The organism is Sphingobacterium sp. UBA5996 (assembly GCF_002429765.1).
Classification (GTDB): Bacteria; Bacteroidota; Bacteroidia; order Sphingobacteriales; family Sphingobacteriaceae; genus Sphingobacterium.
The window spans coordinates 195,381-215,320 of the sequence record NZ_DJAS01000021.1; the positions used below are offsets into that span (position 1 = coordinate 195,381).

Annotated in this window: 13 protein-coding genes; 3 read left to right on the forward strand and 10 right to left on the reverse strand. The window is 41.5% G+C overall.

Annotated elements, in window-relative coordinates; genetic code table 11:
* Positions 1-128: 128 nt before the first annotated feature.
* The 5 genes from B3E00_RS15805 to B3E00_RS15825 form a co-directional block, all read right to left on the reverse strand.
* Entirely contained in the window at positions 129-1,412 is a 1,284-nt protein-coding gene (locus tag B3E00_RS15805; RefSeq protein ID WP_209575616.1) for a glucose-1-phosphate adenylyltransferase, read from the reverse strand.
* 6 nt (positions 1,413-1,418) lie between these two features.
* Positions 1,419-2,831: a glycogen synthase gene (locus B3E00_RS15810; RefSeq protein ID WP_293880898.1), complete on the reverse strand. Its 1,413-nt coding sequence runs from the start codon at positions 2,829-2,831 to the stop codon at positions 1,419-1,421.
* Between the two features lie 148 nt (positions 2,832-2,979).
* Positions 2,980-4,938 carry a 1,4-alpha-glucan branching protein GlgB gene (gene glgB / locus B3E00_RS15815; protein ID WP_293880900.1) on the reverse strand — a complete coding sequence of 653 codons (1,959 nt, stop codon included), beginning with the start codon at positions 4,936-4,938 and terminating at the stop codon, positions 2,980-2,982.
* Between the two features lie 2 nt (positions 4,939-4,940).
* Complete coding sequence (locus B3E00_RS15820) at positions 4,941-7,400, reverse strand: glycoside hydrolase family 31 protein (RefSeq protein ID WP_293939279.1); 2,460 nt, start codon at positions 7,398-7,400, stop codon at positions 4,941-4,943.
* A gap of 148 nt (positions 7,401-7,548) precedes the next feature.
* A complete protein-coding gene (locus B3E00_RS15825) occupies positions 7,549-8,022 on the reverse strand; it encodes a Dps family protein (protein WP_209575624.1) in 474 nt (157 codons plus the stop codon).
* A 203-nt stretch (positions 8,023-8,225) separates the two neighbouring features.
* Here B3E00_RS15825 and B3E00_RS15830 point away from each other — a divergent pair, with 203 nt between their 5' ends.
* Both B3E00_RS15830 and B3E00_RS15835 read left to right on the forward strand, forming a co-directional pair.
* Positions 8,226-9,905, forward strand: a complete 1,680-nt coding sequence (locus tag B3E00_RS15830; RefSeq protein ID WP_293939281.1) for an RluA family pseudouridine synthase — start codon at positions 8,226-8,228, stop codon at positions 9,903-9,905.
* Positions 9,906-10,206: 301 nt separating this feature from the next.
* The gene (locus B3E00_RS15835) at positions 10,207-12,804 is read left to right on the forward strand and encodes a DUF5686 family protein (RefSeq protein ID WP_293880906.1); all 2,598 of its coding nucleotides are present in this window, start codon (positions 10,207-10,209) and stop codon (positions 12,802-12,804) included.
* Between the two features lie 216 nt (positions 12,805-13,020).
* On the opposite strand, the gene B3E00_RS15840 is transcribed toward B3E00_RS15835, so the two are convergent.
* Both B3E00_RS15840 and B3E00_RS15845 read right to left on the reverse strand, forming a co-directional pair.
* Positions 13,021-14,700, reverse strand: coding sequence for a protein-disulfide reductase DsbD family protein (locus B3E00_RS15840; protein ID WP_293880908.1), 1,680 nt, complete (start codon positions 14,698-14,700; stop codon positions 13,021-13,023).
* 101 nt (positions 14,701-14,801) lie between these two features.
* Positions 14,802-15,869 carry a PLP-dependent cysteine synthase family protein gene (locus B3E00_RS15845; protein WP_293880910.1) on the reverse strand — a complete coding sequence of 356 codons (1,068 nt, stop codon included), beginning with the start codon at positions 15,867-15,869 and terminating at the stop codon, positions 14,802-14,804.
* A 159-nt stretch (positions 15,870-16,028) separates the two neighbouring features.
* Here B3E00_RS15845 and B3E00_RS15850 point away from each other — a divergent pair, with 159 nt between their 5' ends.
* Positions 16,029-16,487 carry an Lrp/AsnC family transcriptional regulator gene (locus B3E00_RS15850; protein WP_370877880.1) on the forward strand — a complete coding sequence of 153 codons (459 nt, stop codon included), beginning with the start codon at positions 16,029-16,031 and terminating at the stop codon, positions 16,485-16,487.
* 76 nt (positions 16,488-16,563) lie between these two features.
* Here B3E00_RS15850 and B3E00_RS15855 read toward each other — a convergent pair whose 3' ends face one another.
* The 3 genes from B3E00_RS15855 to yihA form a co-directional block, all read right to left on the reverse strand.
* Positions 16,564-18,240 (reverse strand): PNGase F N-terminal domain-containing protein, encoded by a 1,677-nt coding sequence (locus tag B3E00_RS15855; protein ID WP_293880912.1) that lies wholly within the window; start codon positions 18,238-18,240, stop codon positions 16,564-16,566.
* Positions 18,241-18,320: 80 nt separating this feature from the next.
* Positions 18,321-19,175, reverse strand: a complete 855-nt coding sequence (locus tag B3E00_RS15860; protein ID WP_293880914.1) for a UbiA-like polyprenyltransferase — start codon at positions 19,173-19,175, stop codon at positions 18,321-18,323.
* A 6-nt stretch (positions 19,176-19,181) separates the two neighbouring features.
* A complete protein-coding gene (gene yihA, locus B3E00_RS15865) occupies positions 19,182-19,823 on the reverse strand; it encodes a ribosome biogenesis GTP-binding protein YihA/YsxC (RefSeq protein WP_209575637.1) in 642 nt (213 codons plus the stop codon).
* Positions 19,824-19,940 lie beyond the last annotated feature (117 nt).

Here is a 19,940-nt window from a genome sequence, read left to right on the forward strand (position 1 = left end):
CAAAGACAGTACCATGTCACATTATTTTCCACTAGAGGTAAATTGTGTCCGGGTGATTACTTTTAAGAGACGTGTATAAGTATAACATAAAATGATACAACTAAATTATCTCCCTTGTACAATAAAATTTAAATGGACGTCAATCCTATCGTCGTACCATTTGGAATAACCGCATTCTTCTTGACGACCACGATCCCATCACAAATGGTATAAGTGGCGTGGTTAGCATTTAAAAGATGCGGGCCGCCGTTAATACGCACATCATTGCCAATACGGCAGTTCTTATCGAGAATCGCATTTTCGATATAACACCGCTCACCGACACCTACTACGGGAACATTTTTCCGCTTGGCCTCCTCCATATCAACAAGATCCTCATAATAATCGGATCCCATCATATAGGTGCCTCGCACCACAGATCCTGTCCCGATACGCGAACGAACGCCAACCACCGAGCGGTCGATCTTATCGGCCTGAATAATACATCCATCGGAAATAACCGAATTGATTAATGTTGTTCCGGAGATTTTTGATGGTGGTAACATCCGCGGACGCGTGAAAACCGTATTTTTGTCAAATAGGTTAAAGGCTGGGATATTATCGGTCAGACCAATATTCGCTTCATAGAAAGACCCTATTGTTCCAATATCAGTCCAATAGCCCTCAAATTGGTAACTCAGCACCCTATGGGTTTCGATCGCATCCGGAATAATTTCTTTACCAAAATCCATCCCCTCATTTTCCTCGAGCATACGCTTGAGCACGCTCTTAGAAAAAACATAGATCCCCATGGACGCCAGGTATTCTCTCCCTTCACGCTTTAAATGATCGCTCACTTCGGAATTCCAATCCACCAATTGCTCCGTCTTCGGTTTTTCGATAAAAGAAGTAATGTGATTTTTTTCATCCGATTTCAGAATCCCAAAGCCCGTCGCGTCTTTTCCATTCACAGGAATGGTCGCAATCGTCAGATCACCCTCATTTTCGACGTGGAAGTCTACCAAGGCATCAAAATCCATTTGGTACAACTGATCGCCGGATAAGATCAATATATAATCATAATCAATGCTCGCCAACTTGCGGAACGAGCGACGTACGGCATCGGCTGTCCCTTCAAACCATTTGTCACCATCATTGGTCTGCTCTGCAGCCAAAATATCGACAAACCCCTTACTAAAAATACTAAAGTTATAGGTGTTTTTAATATGAGAGTTGAGCGATGAAGAATTGAACTGAGTCAATACAAAAATCTTATTGAAACCCGAATTAAGACAATTCGAGATGGGAATGTCCACCAAACGATATTTCCCTGCAATGGGAACTGCTGGTTTAGACCGCTGATCGGTCAATGGATACAGACGTGAGCCCCTTCCCCCGCCCAAGACGATAGCTACTACATTGTGACGTGACATATCAAATTACATTATTTGGTTATATAGACTTATATATTTTGCAGCAGATTTATCCCAAGAAAAATCCAAGCGCATCATTTTACGTTGATTCTCTTCAAACTGCTTTTTGCTTGCGTAAAAAGTGGTAGCACGAATAATAGCTTCCGTAATTACAGGTATTGTCAGACCGTCAAAACCAACACCATAACCGTCGTTATCAAGATCAATTACAGTATCTCTTAGTCCGCCCACGCGATGCACAACCGGCAATGTGCCATATTTCATAGCATAGAGCTGGTTAAGCCCGCAAGGTTCCACCCGGGAAGGCATTAAAAGAAAGTCCGCACTCGCGTACAGCCAATGTGCCAGGTTTTCATCATAACCAAAGAACACGTCCAAATTTTCTACGCCAGCATCAACGAGCAATTTCACACGCGACTGGATCGCAGGATCTCCGGCACCTAGTATAAATATACCTAATCTACCTCGATATTTGGCTGTTAATTCCAAAATTATATCCGGCAGTAAATCAGCACCCTTTTCAGTGGCAAAGCGACCAATAAAAACGAGCAATGGCAACTTTGGATCGATTTTATATTGCGTTGCCAAGGCCTCTTTATTTTTCAATTTACCCGCAAAAGCTTGCTTGGCATCATAATTCGCGATTAGCGTATAGTCAGTCGAAGGATCCCATATCTCCCAGTCGATACCATTGACAATTCCGACCGATTTATCCCGCTCATCATAAAAAAGCTGCTGCAAACCATTTGCTTCTACATAAAGCTCTTCCAGATACCCTTCAGATACTGTCGTATACGCATCGCAACATTTGATCAGCGCGGCAAGTGGGTTAATTAAACCATCCCAATCCAACAGCCCCCATTTCCAGCTATCGTAAGCAGGTAATAGAACTGCCTTGTTCCACGGAGTCCAACCTTGGTATTGCCCATTATGTACAGTAGCCACAGTTTTTACATCGGCGAGATGAATGTAGTCATGGCTATATTTCATCAAAAAAGGTATTAAGCCGACATGATGATCATGACAATGCACGATATCAGGCCGTATAGCTTTTGCCTTAAACCAGCTTAATACCGCATGCTGAAACGCCATAAATTGCTCACCCTCATCCGCATAGCAATACACTTCCTGACGATCGAGTTTGCCTGGAATCTTGATTAAATAGAGTTCAAAACCCAGTATATCCTCCGCCTGCTTGTAAACAGCATAGTTCAACAATTTGGATCCTTGATAAAAAGAACCCTCGTGAACAACCGTAAAAGCGTTATCCCGAACAAACGGGCGGTCATACCAAGGCATAACGACAGCTGCTTCCCAACCAAGTTTGGCCTGATACTTGGGCAGCGCCCCTACGACATCCGCAAGCCCGCCAACTTTGGCCACGGGATAACATTCTACACTTAAGTGAAAAACTTTCATTAGAATAAGTCCATATTTTATCTGTGTTAAAGGCAAAAAGCTGCCTTCCTATTAGTTGTAACAACGCATTATAACGAACCTGAAAATCAATACCAAGTTCTCATCTAAATCTACACTTATTCCATTACATAATTTTTTGCGCGCTGTGCTAAACAGCGCTAACAGCCTTTTCTTCCGCCGAATTGACACCCTTTAGTTCTTTCTTCCTTTGAAGAACATAACCACCTAATGGCGGCAAATGAACTTGAGCAGACTGTATCTGATTCATCCAATGCAGGTGTTCAGTATGAATATTTGGCTGATGAATTCCTGAGCCGAAATAGATCAAGTCGTCAGAATTGAAAACCACTTCCCATTCTCCAGCATAAGGCAGACCTATGCGAAAATGCTCGCGAACAACGGGTGTTAGGTTCAGCACAACGACTGTATCATCCCACGCATCAAATCCCTTGCGCCAATAGACCACGACTGAATTTTCACGGTCGCCTGCATCTATCCAATCGAAGCCTGATGCTTCAAAAGCTTTTTGATAAAGGCTCGGTTGCCCCTTATATAAGGAGTTCAGCTCTGCTACAAATTGTTTCATGCCCTGATGCGGAGCATAGTCCAAAAGATGCCAATCCAGCGATTTATTAACGTTCCACTCTGCCGTCTGTCCAAATTCACCCCCCATAAACAATAATTTTGTTCCTGAAAAAGTATACATGAAGAGATACAATGTGCGGAGATTGGCAAATTTCTGCCATTCATCCCCGGGCATTTTATAAATCAGCGAATGCTTTCCATACACCACCTCATCATGCGACAACGGAAGCATAAAATTTTCGTGGAAAGCATAGACAGTTGCGAAAGTCAGGCGGTCGTGATGATATTGACGATTAATCGGATCCTCCTTAAAATAATCCAACGTGTCGTGCATCCACCCCATCATCCACTTCATACCAAAACCTAGGCCATCCGCATAAGTAGGCCTGCTCACCCCAGGCCAAGAAGTAGATTCTTCAGCGATTGTCTGCACATGTGGAAAATTACTATATACCGCCTCGTTTAGCTCTTTTAAAAATTGTACCGCTTCTAAATTTTCATTGCCACCATATTCATTGGGAATCCATTCTCCCGCATTTCGGCTATAATCCAGATACAACATAGACGCAACAGCATCTACCCGAAGGCCATCAATATGAAAACGATCCAGCCAGTAAAATGCGTTACTGATCAAAAAAGACCTTACCTCATTGCGGCCATAATTGAAGATATAGGATTGCCAGTCAGGATGAAAGCCTTTCCTTGGATCTTCGTGTTCATATAGACTGCTGCCATCAAATCGATAAAGACCGTGAGCATCACCCGGAAAATGAGAAGGCACCCAATCCAACAACACCCCTATACCTGCTGCATGAAGCTCTTCAATCAAATACATCAGGTCCTGCGCCGAGCCATAACGCGAGCTTGCCGCGAAATATCCTGTGATCTGATATCCCCAGGAAGGATAATAGGGATGTTCCATCAGTGGCATAAATTCCACGTGCGTAAAATTCATCTCCTTGACATAAGAAACAAGCTGCACGGCTATTTCCCGGTAATTCAGCAAAGTCTCAGGACTTTCCGGATCGCGCACCCAAGATCCTAAATGTACTTCGTAGACAGACCACGGTTGATCCAATCTGTTTTTAATGACGCGCTCCTGCATCCATTGCTTGTCTTGCCACGCGTACCAAGTCGAATGTACCAGCGACGCAGTCCTGGGTGCAACTTCCCATTTAAATGCAAATGGATCGCCTTTTTCAAGCTGTTCGCCCAAATAGGTCTGAATAACATACTTGTATGCCTCACCATTAGCTAGGCCAGGAATAAATCCCTCCCATATTCCGCTGCCGTCCCAGCGCACATAAAGCGCATCACGCTCTTTATTCCAAGAATTAAAGTCGCCGGAGACAGCAACAGATTTTGCATTTGGAGCCCAAACCGCAAAATAAACGCCTTTCTCACCGTTGACTTCCAGTTCATGTGAACCGAACTTTTCGTATAATTTAAAGTGCTTACCCGACTGGAATAAGGCGACATCAAATTCAGAAAATAGACTATGCGGAATTACTTCATTGGCCATGTTTAACCTTCTATCAATATATTATCAAATTCACGTGCGACATTAATCCAATATCGCCCCTTTTCATCTTGTTGTACTTTTGTGTCTATTCCATCCGTCTTAACTTTCTTAATACGGAATGGCAAGCCAATTAACTGTAATTTATATTCTTCGTACCGTTCGGTAAACAAACCATCTCTGGTTTGCTTGATCGATAAAGAATCGTTGAGTCCGGATACCGTAAAGCATTTTTCGAGATAAATATCCTGCTCATAAGCAAAGGTGTCGCCGTGGTCTGAATACACATACGAACGCATCAAACCATCAGCGAAGTAAACATTGAGCTGCAGCTCTTCAATTTTCTTTTCACCAGTATATTGCATCACTGGATATTCCGGAATCACAGATCCCCCACGAATGAAGATCGGCATTTCGTCGATCGGCGTAGCGACTGTATGTTCTTTACCTCCGGCATAGATTTCGTTGTTGAAATAATAGTACCAACAACCTTTCGGCAAATAGACAATTTTACTCTTTTGTCCCGGCTGCAAGACCGGGGATACCAATATTTTATCTCCAAAACAGAATTCTTCTTCACGCTGCCAGTTTGTTGGTATATGTTGCTCAACCATAGAAATTGGACGGAGTATTGGATAACCATATTTGGTCTGCTCCCAAAAACAGGTATAGATATACGGCAACAGCTGGTAACGGAGTTCAATAAATTTCCGGTTAATCTGCTCCCAGTCCTCTCCAAAACTCCACGGCTCGCGATCCCGCGTATCGCCAGCGGAATGCACACGCATAAACGGTGAGAAAACACCAAATTGCATCCATCGAGTAAACAATTCTCCGTCTGGTTCGCCTGTGAATCCACCAATATCCGTCCCACAAAAGGACATTCCGGAAGTTGACAATCGCTGCAACTGTAAGGTTCCTAATTTGAGGTGTTCCCAACTAGCCAGATTATCACCTGTCCAAACCGAAGAATAACGCTGTGTACCAGCATAAGCTGCTCGGGTAATGGTAAATGGGCGCTTGTTTTTATACAATTTCTTTAAACCATCATACGTTGCGCGCACCATCTGCATACCATAAATATTATGTGCTTTACGATGCGACCCCCGATGGCCGTCGTATTGATGGCGTACGTCATCTGGAAATGTTCCCCGACCAAATACAGCCGGTTCATTCATATCGTTCCAGAAACCTGCAACACCATCTTCCACAAGACCCTGATACAATGTACCCCACCATTGCCGAACCTCCGGATTGGTAAAATCAGGAAATTGACAGCGTCCTGGCCAAACAAATCCTTCCATAAAATAATCATCTCCTCGGCGACAGAAATACCGGTTCTCCTTCCCTTCTCTGAACACCCAATAGTTCTCATCGACTTTAATTCCTGGATCGATCATCACTACGGTTTTAAACCCATCATTTGCCAAATCACTAATCATAGTTTTTGGATTTGGAAAATACTGTTTATTCCATGTAAAACAGCGATAGCCTTCCATATAGTCGATATCAAGATAAATGGCGTCACATGGAATCTGCCGCTTTCTAAATTCTTTAGCGACCTTACGCACATTGGCTTCTGGATAGTAACTCCAGCGACACTGATGATAGCCGATTGCCCATAATGGTGGCAGATAATGTGTGCCAGTCAATGTATGGTAACGACGGATAACATCAATGATACGCGGACCATGGATATAATAGTACTGCAGCTCTCCACCTTCCGACCAAAAGCTCGTTTTCCCCGGGTCTTCGGCAGCAAAATCAAAATATGTTTTAAACGTATTGTCAAAAAATATTCCGTAAGCTTCCCCATCTTTTAAACCAATATAAAACGGAATAGTTTTATAAAGTGGGTCCTGATCGTAAGCAAAAGCATAAGTATCTGAATTCCAGTTTTTAAGTCTTTTACCTCTCAGATTCAATTTGGTGGCCTTATCACCTAGACCATAAAAAGCTTCATTTGCAAAGGCCACTTTGGTACTATATACATAGTAGCCGCCAAAATCTGGGTTTTCCTCCCAATGCATTGGTGCCAGATCGGCGTTAAACAGCTTACCGGAACGATCTGAAAAAGAAATTAAAAAGTCGCTTTTATTGATCTTACAGGAAATGGTGTTCGTGTGGACTAAATAATGGTCTGTCTCTTCCTTACATTGGTGTATGCTTACACGATGATCTTTTTTGGCTAATGCGTAAGAGAAGTCTTCCAAAAAAGTTCCTTCAGGCGCGAGCCGTACCCGTACGATCTCGTCAGTTACAATTTTAATTTCTACCTTCGCTTTGCTGTCGGAAAAATAATAAGATTTATCATTCTGACTATGGTCAACTATGGTTTCTAGGTATTTTTTCTCAATTTTAGGTAGATCCAATACTGGATTATTCACATGATGCATACTCTCCAAAGTACCATCATTTTCCTCCTCATGTAGTGTGGTTTGATTTAGGTTGTCGTCTTCAAGCATAGTTGTAATATATTAAAAAGTTTCTGAAGGCTTAATTCCTCTTTAAGATAGAAAATTAATCCTGTGTCGACAACAAAACACAAAAAAAATCCCGCCAATTTCTTGTTAGCAGGATTTTTTATACGAATTGTAGTAAAGTAACTACAGCCTATTTCACAAAATGTGCACGCAGCATCCAAGCCATTTTTTCATGCTTTTCCAGCAAACCAACCAAAAAGTCCTCCGTACCATTGTCTGCGGTCTGTTCAACTGCCGCAAGATCAGCACGAATCGACATCGCAATTGCTTCATGATCAGCTAACAGTTCCTTATAATAGGAAAGGCTATCTGTCTTTTCGGAAGTAGACTCCGTTAAACGGGTCAACTTTAAATATTTGTCAAAGGTGCCAACGGCATAATGCCCCAGTGTGCGCACACGCTCTGCAACCTCATCGATTACTTCAGCAAGTTCATCGTATTGCGATTCCAAAAATAGATGAGCAGCATGAAAATCCGCGCCCTCCACATTCCAATGCGCATTACGTGTCTTCATATAGACAACATGTTCATCTGCCAAAAGCACATTTAGCAACTTGGCGACTTTTTTCAAGTCGGCATCTTTAATTCCAATTGAAGTTTTCATTCTGTATTTTTTTTGTTAACTATATGTTTTAATTGCTTGATTAAATTTACCGAAACAATGCGATAAAAACAAAAAATACAGGCGCCAAATTTGAACAAATTATCGCATCCCCTGTTGACATAAAAAAACGATCAAGCAATTATTTAAGACATAATGTTGTATTTTTGCCGACATATTTATTTTGAGGAAACGCCCCAGACCAAATGGAAGACAACACTTATTTTCACACATTCAAACAGGATATTTCAACAATTGAACTTCCGGCACGATTTACCTTTCCGTTTTGTTATGAGCCACACCCTCTTGCCGCAATGGCGGCACAAGAACTTCAACATTACATTGAAAAGCAGAACGAATGGACACACAATTTTGGCTTGGATAGCACTGGAGAGGGACTTCCCATTGGAAAAATGTTTGGCGTTTTGGTGGTTAAAAACCAGGACGAAGAACTTGGTTATCTCGCCGCTGTTTCCGGTAAGTTGGCGGGAAGCAATAAAAATCAGCATTTTGTACCGCCAATTTTCGATATGCTCGAAGATAATAGCTTTTTTCTAAACGAAGAAGTACATCTTAATGCGCTGAACCGAAAAATTGAAAACCTCGAAACAAGTGCCGAGCTGGAAAATGCCAAGCGTAACCTCGACCTGTTAAAAAGTGAATGGGGGGAGTCACTTGACGCACTTAAATTAAAATTGAAGGCGCAAAAGAAGAATCGAAAGGAAACACGTACGCTATTAAAGTCCAGCTTATCGGATGCAGATTATGCATTACTCATGGAAGATATGCAGCGCCAGAGTTTAAAAGACAAACAACAGCTTCAGCGCTTTCAGTATGAAATGCATATCGCCATGAAACAGGAAAGCGATCACCTGCAAGAATTGCTATCGACGATTACATCGCTTAAAGAAGAGCGAAAAATACGCTCGGGCAACCTTCAAAAGCAACTTTTTGAACAATATAATTTTCGCAATGCAAAAGGACAATGCAAAAATGTAGTAGATGTGTTCCAAGATTTTGACAACACAACGCCCCCAGCTGGGTCCGGAGAATGTGCCGCGCCTAAGCTTTTGCAATATGCCTATGAAAACAAGATGACACCGGTCGCCTTAGCCGAATTTTGGTGGGGCTGTTCCCCTGCCTCCGAAATACGGAGACACAAAAACTACTACCCTGCCTGCCGCAAAAAATGTGAACCAATTTTAGGATATATGCTCGAAGGCTTGGTCGTAGACCCTAATCCCATGCAGCAGGAAACTACATTGGCGATAGAACTTCCTCAAATTTACGAAGATGAAGATATCATCATTATCAATAAACCCGCAGAATTTCTGTCTGTACCTGGCATATATGTTAAGGATTCAGTCTACAATCGCGTTCTCCAACGCTATCCTGAAGCAGGTCCGATTATTATCCACCGCTTGGATATGTCCACATCCGGCCTGCTGATTGTTGCCAAAAACAAAGCGTCCCATAAATTCATTCAAGATCAATTTATACAGCACACCATCAAGAAAACATATATTGCTTTGCTCGATGGCATTATCGAAGCGAATTCGGGTTTAATCGATCTACCCCTGCGCGTTGACTTAGAGGATAGGCCCCGACAAATGGTCTGCTATACCTACGGCAAACCGGCACAGACAAAATGGGAAAAAATGGCCGTCGAAAATAATCAGACAAGAGTTAGATTCTATCCGCTGACAGGCCGAACCCACCAACTTCGCATGCATGCAGTGCACCCAAAGGGATTAAACACGCCTATTGTCGGCGACGATCTATATGGCAGAAAAGCCAATAGACTACATTTACACGCCGCTTCCATTACTTTTATTCACCCCAGTTCAAAGCAAGAAATGACCTTCGAAATTGACCCAGATTTTTGATAGGACTGACTATATCGTTACAAAAGTCAATAAATAAGACGGCGGAAAATCATCGCCAAGTCAAAATCTAGTATTAAAATTAGTACCCTAAATCAATAATTTGATATAAACATTTAGTAAACAATATTTTACATCAAAAAAGTACGCAACTGGTTACTGCTATTATATTACAATAAAATTTTAATTATTCTTAATTTTTTATTTCCTTTGTTCACTGATTTTTTGATTTTAATACCTATAAAGTCAAAAATAAAGTTGGAACAAGAAAACAATTTTGAATTTTCAAGATTATAGCAATATAATGAGAGCTAACATAGACGCAAAGACCTTCATAACTAAATTCTTTTTTTCGATAACACTCGTGCTAACGGTATCTTTGGCCCTTGCCCAAAATAAGACTGTTACGGGTATCGTTAGAGACGCAAAGACCAAGAGCCCTATACCTTACGCCACCGTCGCTGTAGTAGGTGCTCCAGCTTCTGCCGGAACCACGACATCGACCAACGCCAATGGTGAATTTAAACTCGTCTTTCCGACATCTTATGTAAAAATTAGAGCAAGCTATATCGGTTATGACAGCAAAGACGCTTTTGTAACGAATGATGCAACGCAAACAAAAGAAATTTTAATGGATCAGCAGGACAATATGCTGGAAGAAGTTGTTGTCAAGGCCAAAAAGAAAAAATATAGCAATAAAGATAATCCTGCCGTTGCACTGATCCGAAAAGTCATTGAGAATAAGGAAAAAAATAGACTTGCAGGTCAGCAATATGCGCAATACGACCAGTATGAAAAAATGTCCTTAGGATTAAGTAATCTTTCGGAAAAATTTGTCAATAAAAAGATCTTCAAAAACTATCAATTTCTTTTCGAAACAGACGATTCGGCTAAAACGGCCAACAAATATGTCTTGCCAGCTTTCATCGAGGAAAAGATCTCAAAGGTCTATTATCGTAAAGACCCAAGCAAAACTAAACAGTATATCCTTGGGGATCAGCGCGCACAATTTGATCCTAAATTTATTGATAACGATGGTTTGACAGCTTACTTCAATAAACTTTATGAACAAGTCGATATTTATGATAACAACATCTCCCTGGTTACTAATCAGTTTTTGAGTCCGATTGCCAATTCAGCACCCACTTTTTATAAGTTTTTCATTACGGATACCATAAAGACTGTACAACCTTGGGTAGTCGAATTAAGCTTTTTTCCACGCAACAAAGCAGATATGTTGTTCAAAGGCCAACTCTATGTCACATTGGATGGCAACTATGCCGTTCAGGGCGCCAACATGACGGTTGCTGATGATATCAACTTAAATTTCGTGCGTGATCTTCAGATACAACTTAAATTTGAGAAAGATAGCAAAAGCCGCTTCTACCTAAAAACAAGTACGCTGGGTATCGATTTTTCGTTAACGGAGAAAGGTATGGGAATCCGCGGCAGCCGGACAGTGGATTACAACAATTATAAAGTAGGCATACAACAACCCGACAGTATCTATGATGGTCCGTCAACGGTAATCGCCTATAATGTTGAAAACAAGAAAGCAACAAAGACTTTATTTGAAACACAGCGCCCACTTGCCCTTGCGCAAAACGAATTGAACATCTATCATAACATTGATACCTTACAAAAGATTCCTTCATTCCGTACATTCATGGACATCGCCGCGCTGGTACTTTCCGGTTACAAACAGGCTGGTCCGGTTGAAATCGGTCCTGTGAATACGTTCTATAGTTTTAATCCCGTAGAAGGTTTCCGTTTGCGTGTCGGTGGCCGTACCACGGAAGCGCTGAGCAAGCGTTTCTATGCTGAAACTTATGCTGCTTACGGATTTAAAGACCAGAAATGGAAATATTTTTTCAGTGGAACCTATGCGTTCAATAACAAATCTGTCTATTCTTTTCCTATGCACTACATCAGGGCATCTTATAAAAAAGACACTAAGATTCCTGGGCAAAAGCTCGAGTTTATTCAGGAAGACAACTTTTTACTGTCTTTCAAACGTGGGGATAATGATCGATATATCTATGAGACAAATTATGGTTTAGAGTACAAAAAAGAATTTTTAAATCACGTGGCGGTCGGAGCGGCTTTCAATATTAACAGACAAACGCCAGCCGGAAGCTTAACCTACCAAATGATTGATGCCAATAACGAGAGCAGGTTATTTAACGAATTGAATTCAACAGAATTGTCCGTTAATTTTAGATATGCCCCTCATGAAGAGTTTTATCAAGGAAAGATTTATAGAACACCTATTTTCAATCAATACCCGATCTTTACATTCAACTATACCGCGGGAATCAAAGGCCTGGCTAAAGGTGAATACAATTATCACAACTTCAATGTTGGCGCCTTTAAGCGCTTCTATTTTAGTCAGTTTGGATTTGCAGACGTCACAGCTGAGGGGAATTATATCGCAGGGAAAGAAATTCCATTCCCTTTCTTAACTATTCACCGCGCCAACCAGACTTATGCCTATCAATTGAATTCGTATAACCTGATGAACTTCCTTGAGTTTGTCAGTGACCATAACGCATCATTAAATGTACAGTACTACATGAATGGTTTTCTTTTAAATAAGATTCCTTTGATCAAAAAGCTTAAATTACGCGAGGTATTTAGTTTCAAGGGTGTATACGGTGGACTGCGCAAAGAAAACAATCCTGACGACCCTAATTATGGTTCAAAGGTATTTACCTGGCAGCACAATTCGGATGGTGTACAAAGCTCTTACACCTTCGGCTCACAACCGTATATGGAAGCCAGTATCGGTCTCTCCAACATTTTCAAAATATTGCGTGTAGACTACGTAAAACGGCTGAATTATCTTGATCACGTCGATGCACCAGCTTGGGGAATTCGTGCCCGTGTCAGATTTGACTTCTAATAGTTTCCATAATCTATTGGATACAAAGAAGCCTTGTCCATGCAAATGGACAAGGCTTCTTTTTTTGAACAAAGCTTACATCACCGCAACCCAGCAGAACCGCCCCATTTTCACATTCGAATAGCCCCTAACCAGCCACTTTTTAGTCAATATTAACAACAAAAAATCCCCCTTGCCTATGACAACAAGGAGGATAAAATTAGAATATGAGGAGGGTTAGTTTTTTTGTTTAAAGGCATCTAAACCACTTTGAAGGAAAGCTTTATACTCCGCTACATTATAGTTGGCTCCACTTTGAGGCACCAGTTTTTTGCCCGTTGGGTCGACAATTACATACAGCGGTTGCGAATTACTATCGAATGTAGCTGCTTGAAAATCGCTGTTCTTCTTACCGATTGTATTAATCTTTTTACCACTGTATTTCGAAACAAATTGTTCGTTTGCAGCCAATGCTGTTTTATCGTCAACGAAAAGTTCGGCCATAACAAACTCTTCCTTCAACAATTTGGCTACCGCTTTGTCCGTCCAAACATTCGCTTCCATTTTACGACAATTAACACAGTTCCAACCCGTAAAATCAATTAATACAGGCTTATTTAATTCTTTAGCCGTCGCTAATGCCTGTTCATAATCGTAATACGGATCAAATCCTTTCGGGGTACCCCTTTCATGGAAGATTTCAGCATATTTTTTAATTTTCCCGTCCGAATGCGCAGCCCCAGTACTTACACCCGAAGATAAATCAAAGTCTTGTGTTGCCGATGGTGGTAAAAAAGCAGAAATCGATTTTAAAGGCGCACCCCACAACCCTGGAACCATATACACCACAAAAGAAAATACAACAATAGCCAAAATAGTCCGGGGAACCGATAGGAATTTCAAATCACTATCATGGGAGAATTTGATCTTACCAATTAAATATAAGCCCATTAGCGCAAAGATAGCAATCCAAAGCGATAGAAACACCTCTCTATCCAACCAATTCCAGTGGTAAGCTAAATCGACATTGGATAAAAATTTCAACGCTAAAGCGAGTTCCAAAAATCCCAGTACCACTTTTACACTGTTCAACCACCCACCCGATTTAGGTAAAGATTTAAGCATAGAAGGAAACATGGCGAACAAACCAAACGGAATCGCCAAGGCAATAGAGAATCCCAGCATACCAATCGCTGGCCCTAGCCTTTCGCCTTTGGAGGCTGCCTCCACCAGCAGTGTGCCTATAATCGGTCCCGTACAGGAAAATGAGACCAGTGATAAGCTGAAAGCCATAAAGAATAAGCCTACTAAACCACCTTTGTCTGATTTTGCATCCATTTTATTGACAAACGAACTTGGTAATGTAATTTCAAATGCGCCAAAAAAAGAAGCCGCAAACCCGACCAATAACAAAAAGAAGATGAAATTGAAGATACCGTCGGTCGAAAGCGCATTGAGGGCATCTGAGCCGAATGAGATCGTGATGAGCATCCCCAAAGCCACATAGATCACTATAATAAACAATCCATATAATAGGGCTTTACTGATGCCATTTGCACGACTTCCCGACTGTTTGGTAAAGTAACTCACCGTCAAAGGCAGCATCGGAAAAATACACGGCATCAATAACGCCGCAAAACCGCCTACTAGTCCCGCTATGAAAATACTCCACAACGACTTTTTCCCTTCGGCTGCAGGCTTGGTCGCTGCTGCAGCGGCCACTGTGGTCGGCTTATTTACATCAGCCTTGACCGAAGCAGTATCCGGCGATTCTTCAAAAGATAAGGAGTCGGGACTTATGCTGCCGTCGGTAAATTCGATTCCTTCCATCGAATTTGTTGTGTCAGACTGGGCAAACATACCAAACGGCGCAATCAGTAACAACAAGAGGATAAATAGTTTGAAATTGACTTTCATGTTGTATTATTCTTAGGTATTAAATTGGTTTTTCAACATTGAAACCCGAGGAGCTAGAGACTCCCCGAGTTAACTATAAACATATGAAACTAAATCTTTTTTTAAGCACCAAATACCGGGTTTGGCAATCTGCAAATAGGTTGAAAACCTGAAAAATCTATGTCCGTAGAAAGGTATCCTTCTTTTACAGGCTCCTCTTTCACTAAATCAGTACTTAGGTATTTTTTATTGTCATCACATAGCAGGGTCACTACAACCGCGTCATCGCCCAGTTCACGCTGTAATTTAATCGCTCCGATAACATTTGCACCTGAAGAGATTCCAACAGCCAGTCCCAATTGCCGCGATAATTTCTGTGCCATGATAATGGCATCGCCATCATTGGCACAAACAACAGCATCAAGTTCATTTAAATCCACAATCGCTGGAATAAACTCATCGGAAATTCCTTGGATACGATGCGATCCCACCTTATGCCCTGTGGTTAATGTCGGACTTTCTGCAGGTTCCAATGGATGAACGCGGACATTTGGATTGACCTTTCTCAAGCTTCGGCCTACCCCCATGACCGTACCACCCGTACCGACACCAGCAACGAAAGCATCCGCCACCAAGCCTTGCTCTTCTAACTGCTTCACAATCTCGTAGCCTGTGGTTTTCTCATGCGCCTCAGCATTATATTGATTTTCGAATTGTCTTGGCAGAAAAACCCCACCTTTTGAAGCAAGTTCCTCACTTAAATGGATACTACCCAAAAAGCCGCCTTCTTCTTTGCTTATCAGTTGAATATCGGCTCCCATACTGCGGATAATATCAGTACGCTCCTTGCTCAGCCAGTTTGGCATAATAATCTTTACTTGATGACCAAGCGCTTTACCGATTGCTGAAAACGCAATCCCGGTGTTTCCACTTGTCGCTTCAATCACCACATCACTGGGGCGGATCTGACAATTCATATACGCTTTATACAAAATATACAGCGCCATCCTATCCTTTATGCTGCCCGTTAGATTGTAGTTCTCACATTTTACGAAAATTCGCCCTGGTTTACCTCGATAAGTATACTGCAATTCCAGCATAGGCGTATTTCCTACCAATCTCCACAGATGTTTGAATCTCTTGTCCAATGTAGGCGACAAACACGCGCTTAATAATTCTTGTTCAGCCATTTTAATAAATGATTATTCTGTTGCAAAATTGACTATTGACAAGATAATATTCAATATATAACTTTAATTTCGATAAAAATTAAGTGAAACAACATTAAAAACAGTAAATAATACGGAACAATAGTGTATTTTTACAGCAGTACCGAAAATATTCAGATTATGGAATTAGATGAAATCGATGTAAAATTATTACGTCTCCTACAGCAGGATGCATCACTAAGCAACAAAGCGCTATCTTTTGAACTCAATAAATCTATTGCAGCCGTTCACGAACGCGTTCGAAAGCTCAAGCGTTTAGGCTATATTAAGAAAACGGTGGCTATTTTAGACCGTCATAAGATCGGTATTGGGCTGATTTCATTTTCTCAGGTCTTTCTTAAAGCACATACATTTGAAGTGTTGAATGAATTCGAAAAAGAAGTAGCTAAATTTCCCGAGGTGATGGAATGCTACCAAATGGCGGGTTCTTACGACTTTATGTTGCGTATTGCCACCAAAGATATGGATGCCTATCATATTTTTTTGCGACATCGTCTGGCCGTATTACCTCAAGTGAACACCGTACAGACCTACTTTGTATTATCGGAAACTAAAAGCGAGACCGCTTATCCTCTTTAACCCACGTAATAAAAATGAGGCAATATCGCTGTCATGTATCATCATACGGTTGCACATGACAGCGATGAAAAAATGATTAATCGAATAGCAAGGTACCCGTTACATTCCAGCTGCTAAAACTTGTTCCTTCAGGAGCTCCTTGTGGAATCTGTACCTGCATCGTATAGTCACCAGCTTTTAAATCACCCAAGTCGATGTAGATGGGCGGTGTGACAGTACCAGGACACCAATTGGAACGGCTCAGATCAGAGGAAGACAGACCGGTAGCAAAATTGCCTGAAGCTGGATTAAACAACCGATAAGACCCGCAGTCGTTGCGCCAAGGTGTATATTTGAAGAGTAATGAATCGTTGAGGAAAATACGGTTTTCCTTAGGCACAAATTCATCACCTTTACCCCAGCCGCCATGCCCTGTGGTAATGTAACGTAATTGCACATTTTTAGCGTCTTGGTCCAAATGAAAAGATACCTTCAAACCCTTCTCCTTGTCAAACATAGATCCATACTCCTGCCCTCCCATTTCCATGACATTGGTCGTCGTAAATAAAGGCATCGCCTTTTTCAGATTGCCCTGTGAGGCGGCATCGAAGCCGGGATGTATCGTCAACTCAACACTCACTTCATGACCCTCTTTATCATAATTACCAATAAAGGTACCCACATAAACCTCCTGTCCGCTCAGCATGCCTGCTAATTCAGAAACATCTTGACGGTACAGCACCGAGTCCTGCCAAACTTTATCCTTTAACTGAAGGTAGTTAAATTGCTTAACACCAAAGGGTGTAAAGAAACGCATCAATTCCACAATAGGTTCAAAGGAAGCTGTTTTCACAACACCTTGATAAGTCTTACCATTTCCATTCTCATACTTCGGCAGTGTGCCCATGCCATTTTTCATCCCATCCAAAAAGTGCTGTGCTTTATTGGTCGGGATAATAAAAACTGACCCGGTGCGATCGTAAGCGTCACCTTTGGATTGTTCCACCAGCTGTACAAATACATTGTCACCGCTCTTTATTTTTGGGATTTTCACTTTTTTAACAATAACTGTCCCATGAGCAAAACGCAAGATAGAATCCGACCTGACATCATCAGCGAAACGTACGCGTTCCTTTCTAAAAATCGGTATTTGAACAAAACGATTCTTCCAGATGAGATCCTTATAGGTGAGCTCATCATAAAGTTGCTCATTTCCTGTTAACCTCAGTTGTTCAGGAAGAGCCTTTACCTTTTCTACCTTGGTTGCAAAGGTGCGCGTGTTCCCGTTGCGGATCACTTCAAGTACCAAACCAAGATCCTGACCCAGTTCCGTAGGCGCAGCCTTTATTCCCAATTTGTCGGTATACCAAACTTCTATTTTATTAGAGTTGATACTCGTTTCCACTTTTTTACAGGGGTAGCCTAAGATGGTTTTAGTCTCGTTGGTTGCATTAAACTGCTGTTTTCCAAGTGCAAGAGCATCTTTTGTCAGGATGATTGATCCGTCTTTGAGTTTAGCAATTTTAAGTAGGGAATTGCCCGCATCACGCTGCACTACAACACGTTCGTAGGGTGCCGCCAACTGTCCCTTCATTTCTTTCTCTGAACTTACAAACGTCTCTTTCTCGTTTGCATAAACCAGAATGGCATTCTGATTAGCAGCTGCATTTCCATTGAAACTTTGGTTATATTGAATTACATAGGCCGGCAGCTTTTGTGCCCGTGAGGTTAATGATACACCTAAAATAGCGGCAAAAAGGAAACTTTTCTTCATTTCATCTATATGGGTTTAGATGCAAAAATAAGAAAGGCTTTAGGAATTCCTAAAGCCTTTCTTATTTTATGCTAAAACGTTTATTTAATCAGCCAAATATCCAAGAGGTAAAACAGAGCAAAGATTACCGAGGCATAGCCGTTAGTGGTCATAAAATCACGGTTGACCCGGCTTAAATCTGTTGAAGAAAACAAGGTATGCTGATAGATGAGCAGTGCGGCGTAAAAGACCACCCCTAAACAATAAATCCAGCCTACGGGCATCAAAAATGCCGGTATTAAAATAAAGATAAAGGACAATACGTGCAGGCATTCAGAAACGCGCATGGCACCTTTCGTCCCTAACCAAACAGGTATAGAATTGAGCTGATTTTCCCGATCAAACGCTTCATCCTGCAAAGCATATATAATATCAAATCCACTCACCCAGGTCAACACTGCAAAGCCGTAAAGCACGGGTACTGTTGCAAACTGCCCGGTAATCACCATATAGGCGCCTATTGGCGCCAATCCCAGTCCAGCCCCCAAAACAAGGTGACATAAGGGTGTTATACGCTTCGTATAAGAATAGAAAAGTACCACAAAAAGTGCTACCGGCGACAGCATAAAACAAAGAGAATTGATAAAATACGTCGCGCCGATAAAAATGAGACTATTTACAATCGTAAAAACCAATGCATTACTCGCTGAAATCTTTCCTGCAGGAATATCACGCATGGCTGTCCTTGGATTTATCGCATCAATATCTCTATCCAGATAGCGATTGAATGCCATAGCGGCATTACGAGCCGTTACCATGCATACAAGCATCAGCACTAATAATTTCCACGAAAAAGCATACTCCGTTGTATGCAGAGCTAAAAAAAAACCTATAAAGGCAAATGGCAATGCGAATACACTGTGGGCAAATAAAACTAAAGACAAATATTTTTTCATCCGAACTTAAAATCTAGGCTGAAACTGTTCGTTTCCATCCAGCTCAGGGCGAACAAATCGGCTGTTAACTTCAGCAATAGTATCCAAAATAGGCTCATGCCCCATTTTCTTTTCCGCCGAGGTAAGGAAAATCTGTGGTACCTCTTCAAACCATTGTAGCAATGATTTTTTAAACTTCGCAACATTAGCATCAGATTTGACAGCCGATTGCTTGTCGGCTTTTGTAAAAACCAACATAAAAGGCAACCCGCATTCTCCGAGCCAATAGCAGAAATCCAGGTCGATCTTTTGTGGTTCAAGCCGGCTATCCACCAACACGAAAACGCATTGCAAATTATCCCGGTGAGTAAGGTATCTGCGGATGAACTTTTCCCATTCATTACGACTTGTCTTTGAGGCTTTGGCAAAACCATATCCTGGCAAATCCACCAGATACCACGTGTCGTCGATGATAAAATGATTGATCAACTGGGTCTTACCTGGCTTTTGAGAGGTTTTGGCAAGTCCTTTTTTGTTGGTCATCGCATTAATCAATGATGATTTACCGACATTCGAACGTCCGATAAAAGCATACTCCGGCAAAGTTGGTGCTGGTAATTTGTCAACTCTCGTGTTACTACACACGAATTCGGCTTTTTTCACTTCCATGGAGCAAAGGTACGTTAAATCAATCCCTTTGACAAGATTTGTGCAGCTTCTATTCCATAAAAAAGCTTTATGTCCCATTTTATAAGATGAGGATCAAAATGTGCGCAATTATTTCTA

Bases quoted from the DNA above. Each gene is read 5' to 3' on its own strand.
- B3E00_RS15805 (WP_209575616.1), bottom strand. From the start codon at position 1,412: ATGTCACGTCACAATGTAGTAGCTATCGTCTTGGGCGGGGGAAGGGGC.
- B3E00_RS15810 (WP_293880898.1), bottom strand. From the start codon at position 2,831: ATGAAAGTTTTTCACTTAAGTGTAGAATGTTATCCCGTGGCCAAAGTT.
- glgB (WP_293880900.1), bottom strand. From the start codon at position 4,938: ATGGCCAATGAAGTAATTCCGCATAGTCTATTTTCTGAATTTGATGTC.
- B3E00_RS15820 (WP_293939279.1), bottom strand. From the start codon at position 7,400: ATGCTTGAAGACGACAACCTAAATCAAACCACACTACATGAGGAGGAA.
- B3E00_RS15825 (WP_209575624.1), bottom strand. From the start codon at position 8,022: ATGAAAACTTCAATTGGAATTAAAGATGCCGACTTGAAAAAAGTCGCC.
- B3E00_RS15830 (WP_293939281.1), top strand. From the start codon at position 8,226: ATGGAAGACAACACTTATTTTCACACATTCAAACAGGATATTTCAACA.
- B3E00_RS15835 (WP_293880906.1), top strand. From the start codon at position 10,207: ATGAGAGCTAACATAGACGCAAAGACCTTCATAACTAAATTCTTTTTT.
- B3E00_RS15840 (WP_293880908.1), bottom strand. From the start codon at position 14,700: ATGAAAGTCAATTTCAAACTATTTATCCTCTTGTTGTTACTGATTGCG.
- B3E00_RS15845 (WP_293880910.1), bottom strand. From the start codon at position 15,869: ATGGCTGAACAAGAATTATTAAGCGCGTGTTTGTCGCCTACATTGGAC.
- B3E00_RS15850 (WP_370877880.1), top strand. From the start codon at position 16,029: ATGGAATTAGATGAAATCGATGTAAAATTATTACGTCTCCTACAGCAG.
- B3E00_RS15855 (WP_293880912.1), bottom strand. From the start codon at position 18,240: ATGAAGAAAAGTTTCCTTTTTGCCGCTATTTTAGGTGTATCATTAACC.
- B3E00_RS15860 (WP_293880914.1), bottom strand. From the start codon at position 19,175: ATGAAAAAATATTTGTCTTTAGTTTTATTTGCCCACAGTGTATTCGCA.
- yihA (WP_209575637.1), bottom strand. From the start codon at position 19,823: ATGGAAGTGAAAAAAGCCGAATTCGTGTGTAGTAACACGAGAGTTGAC.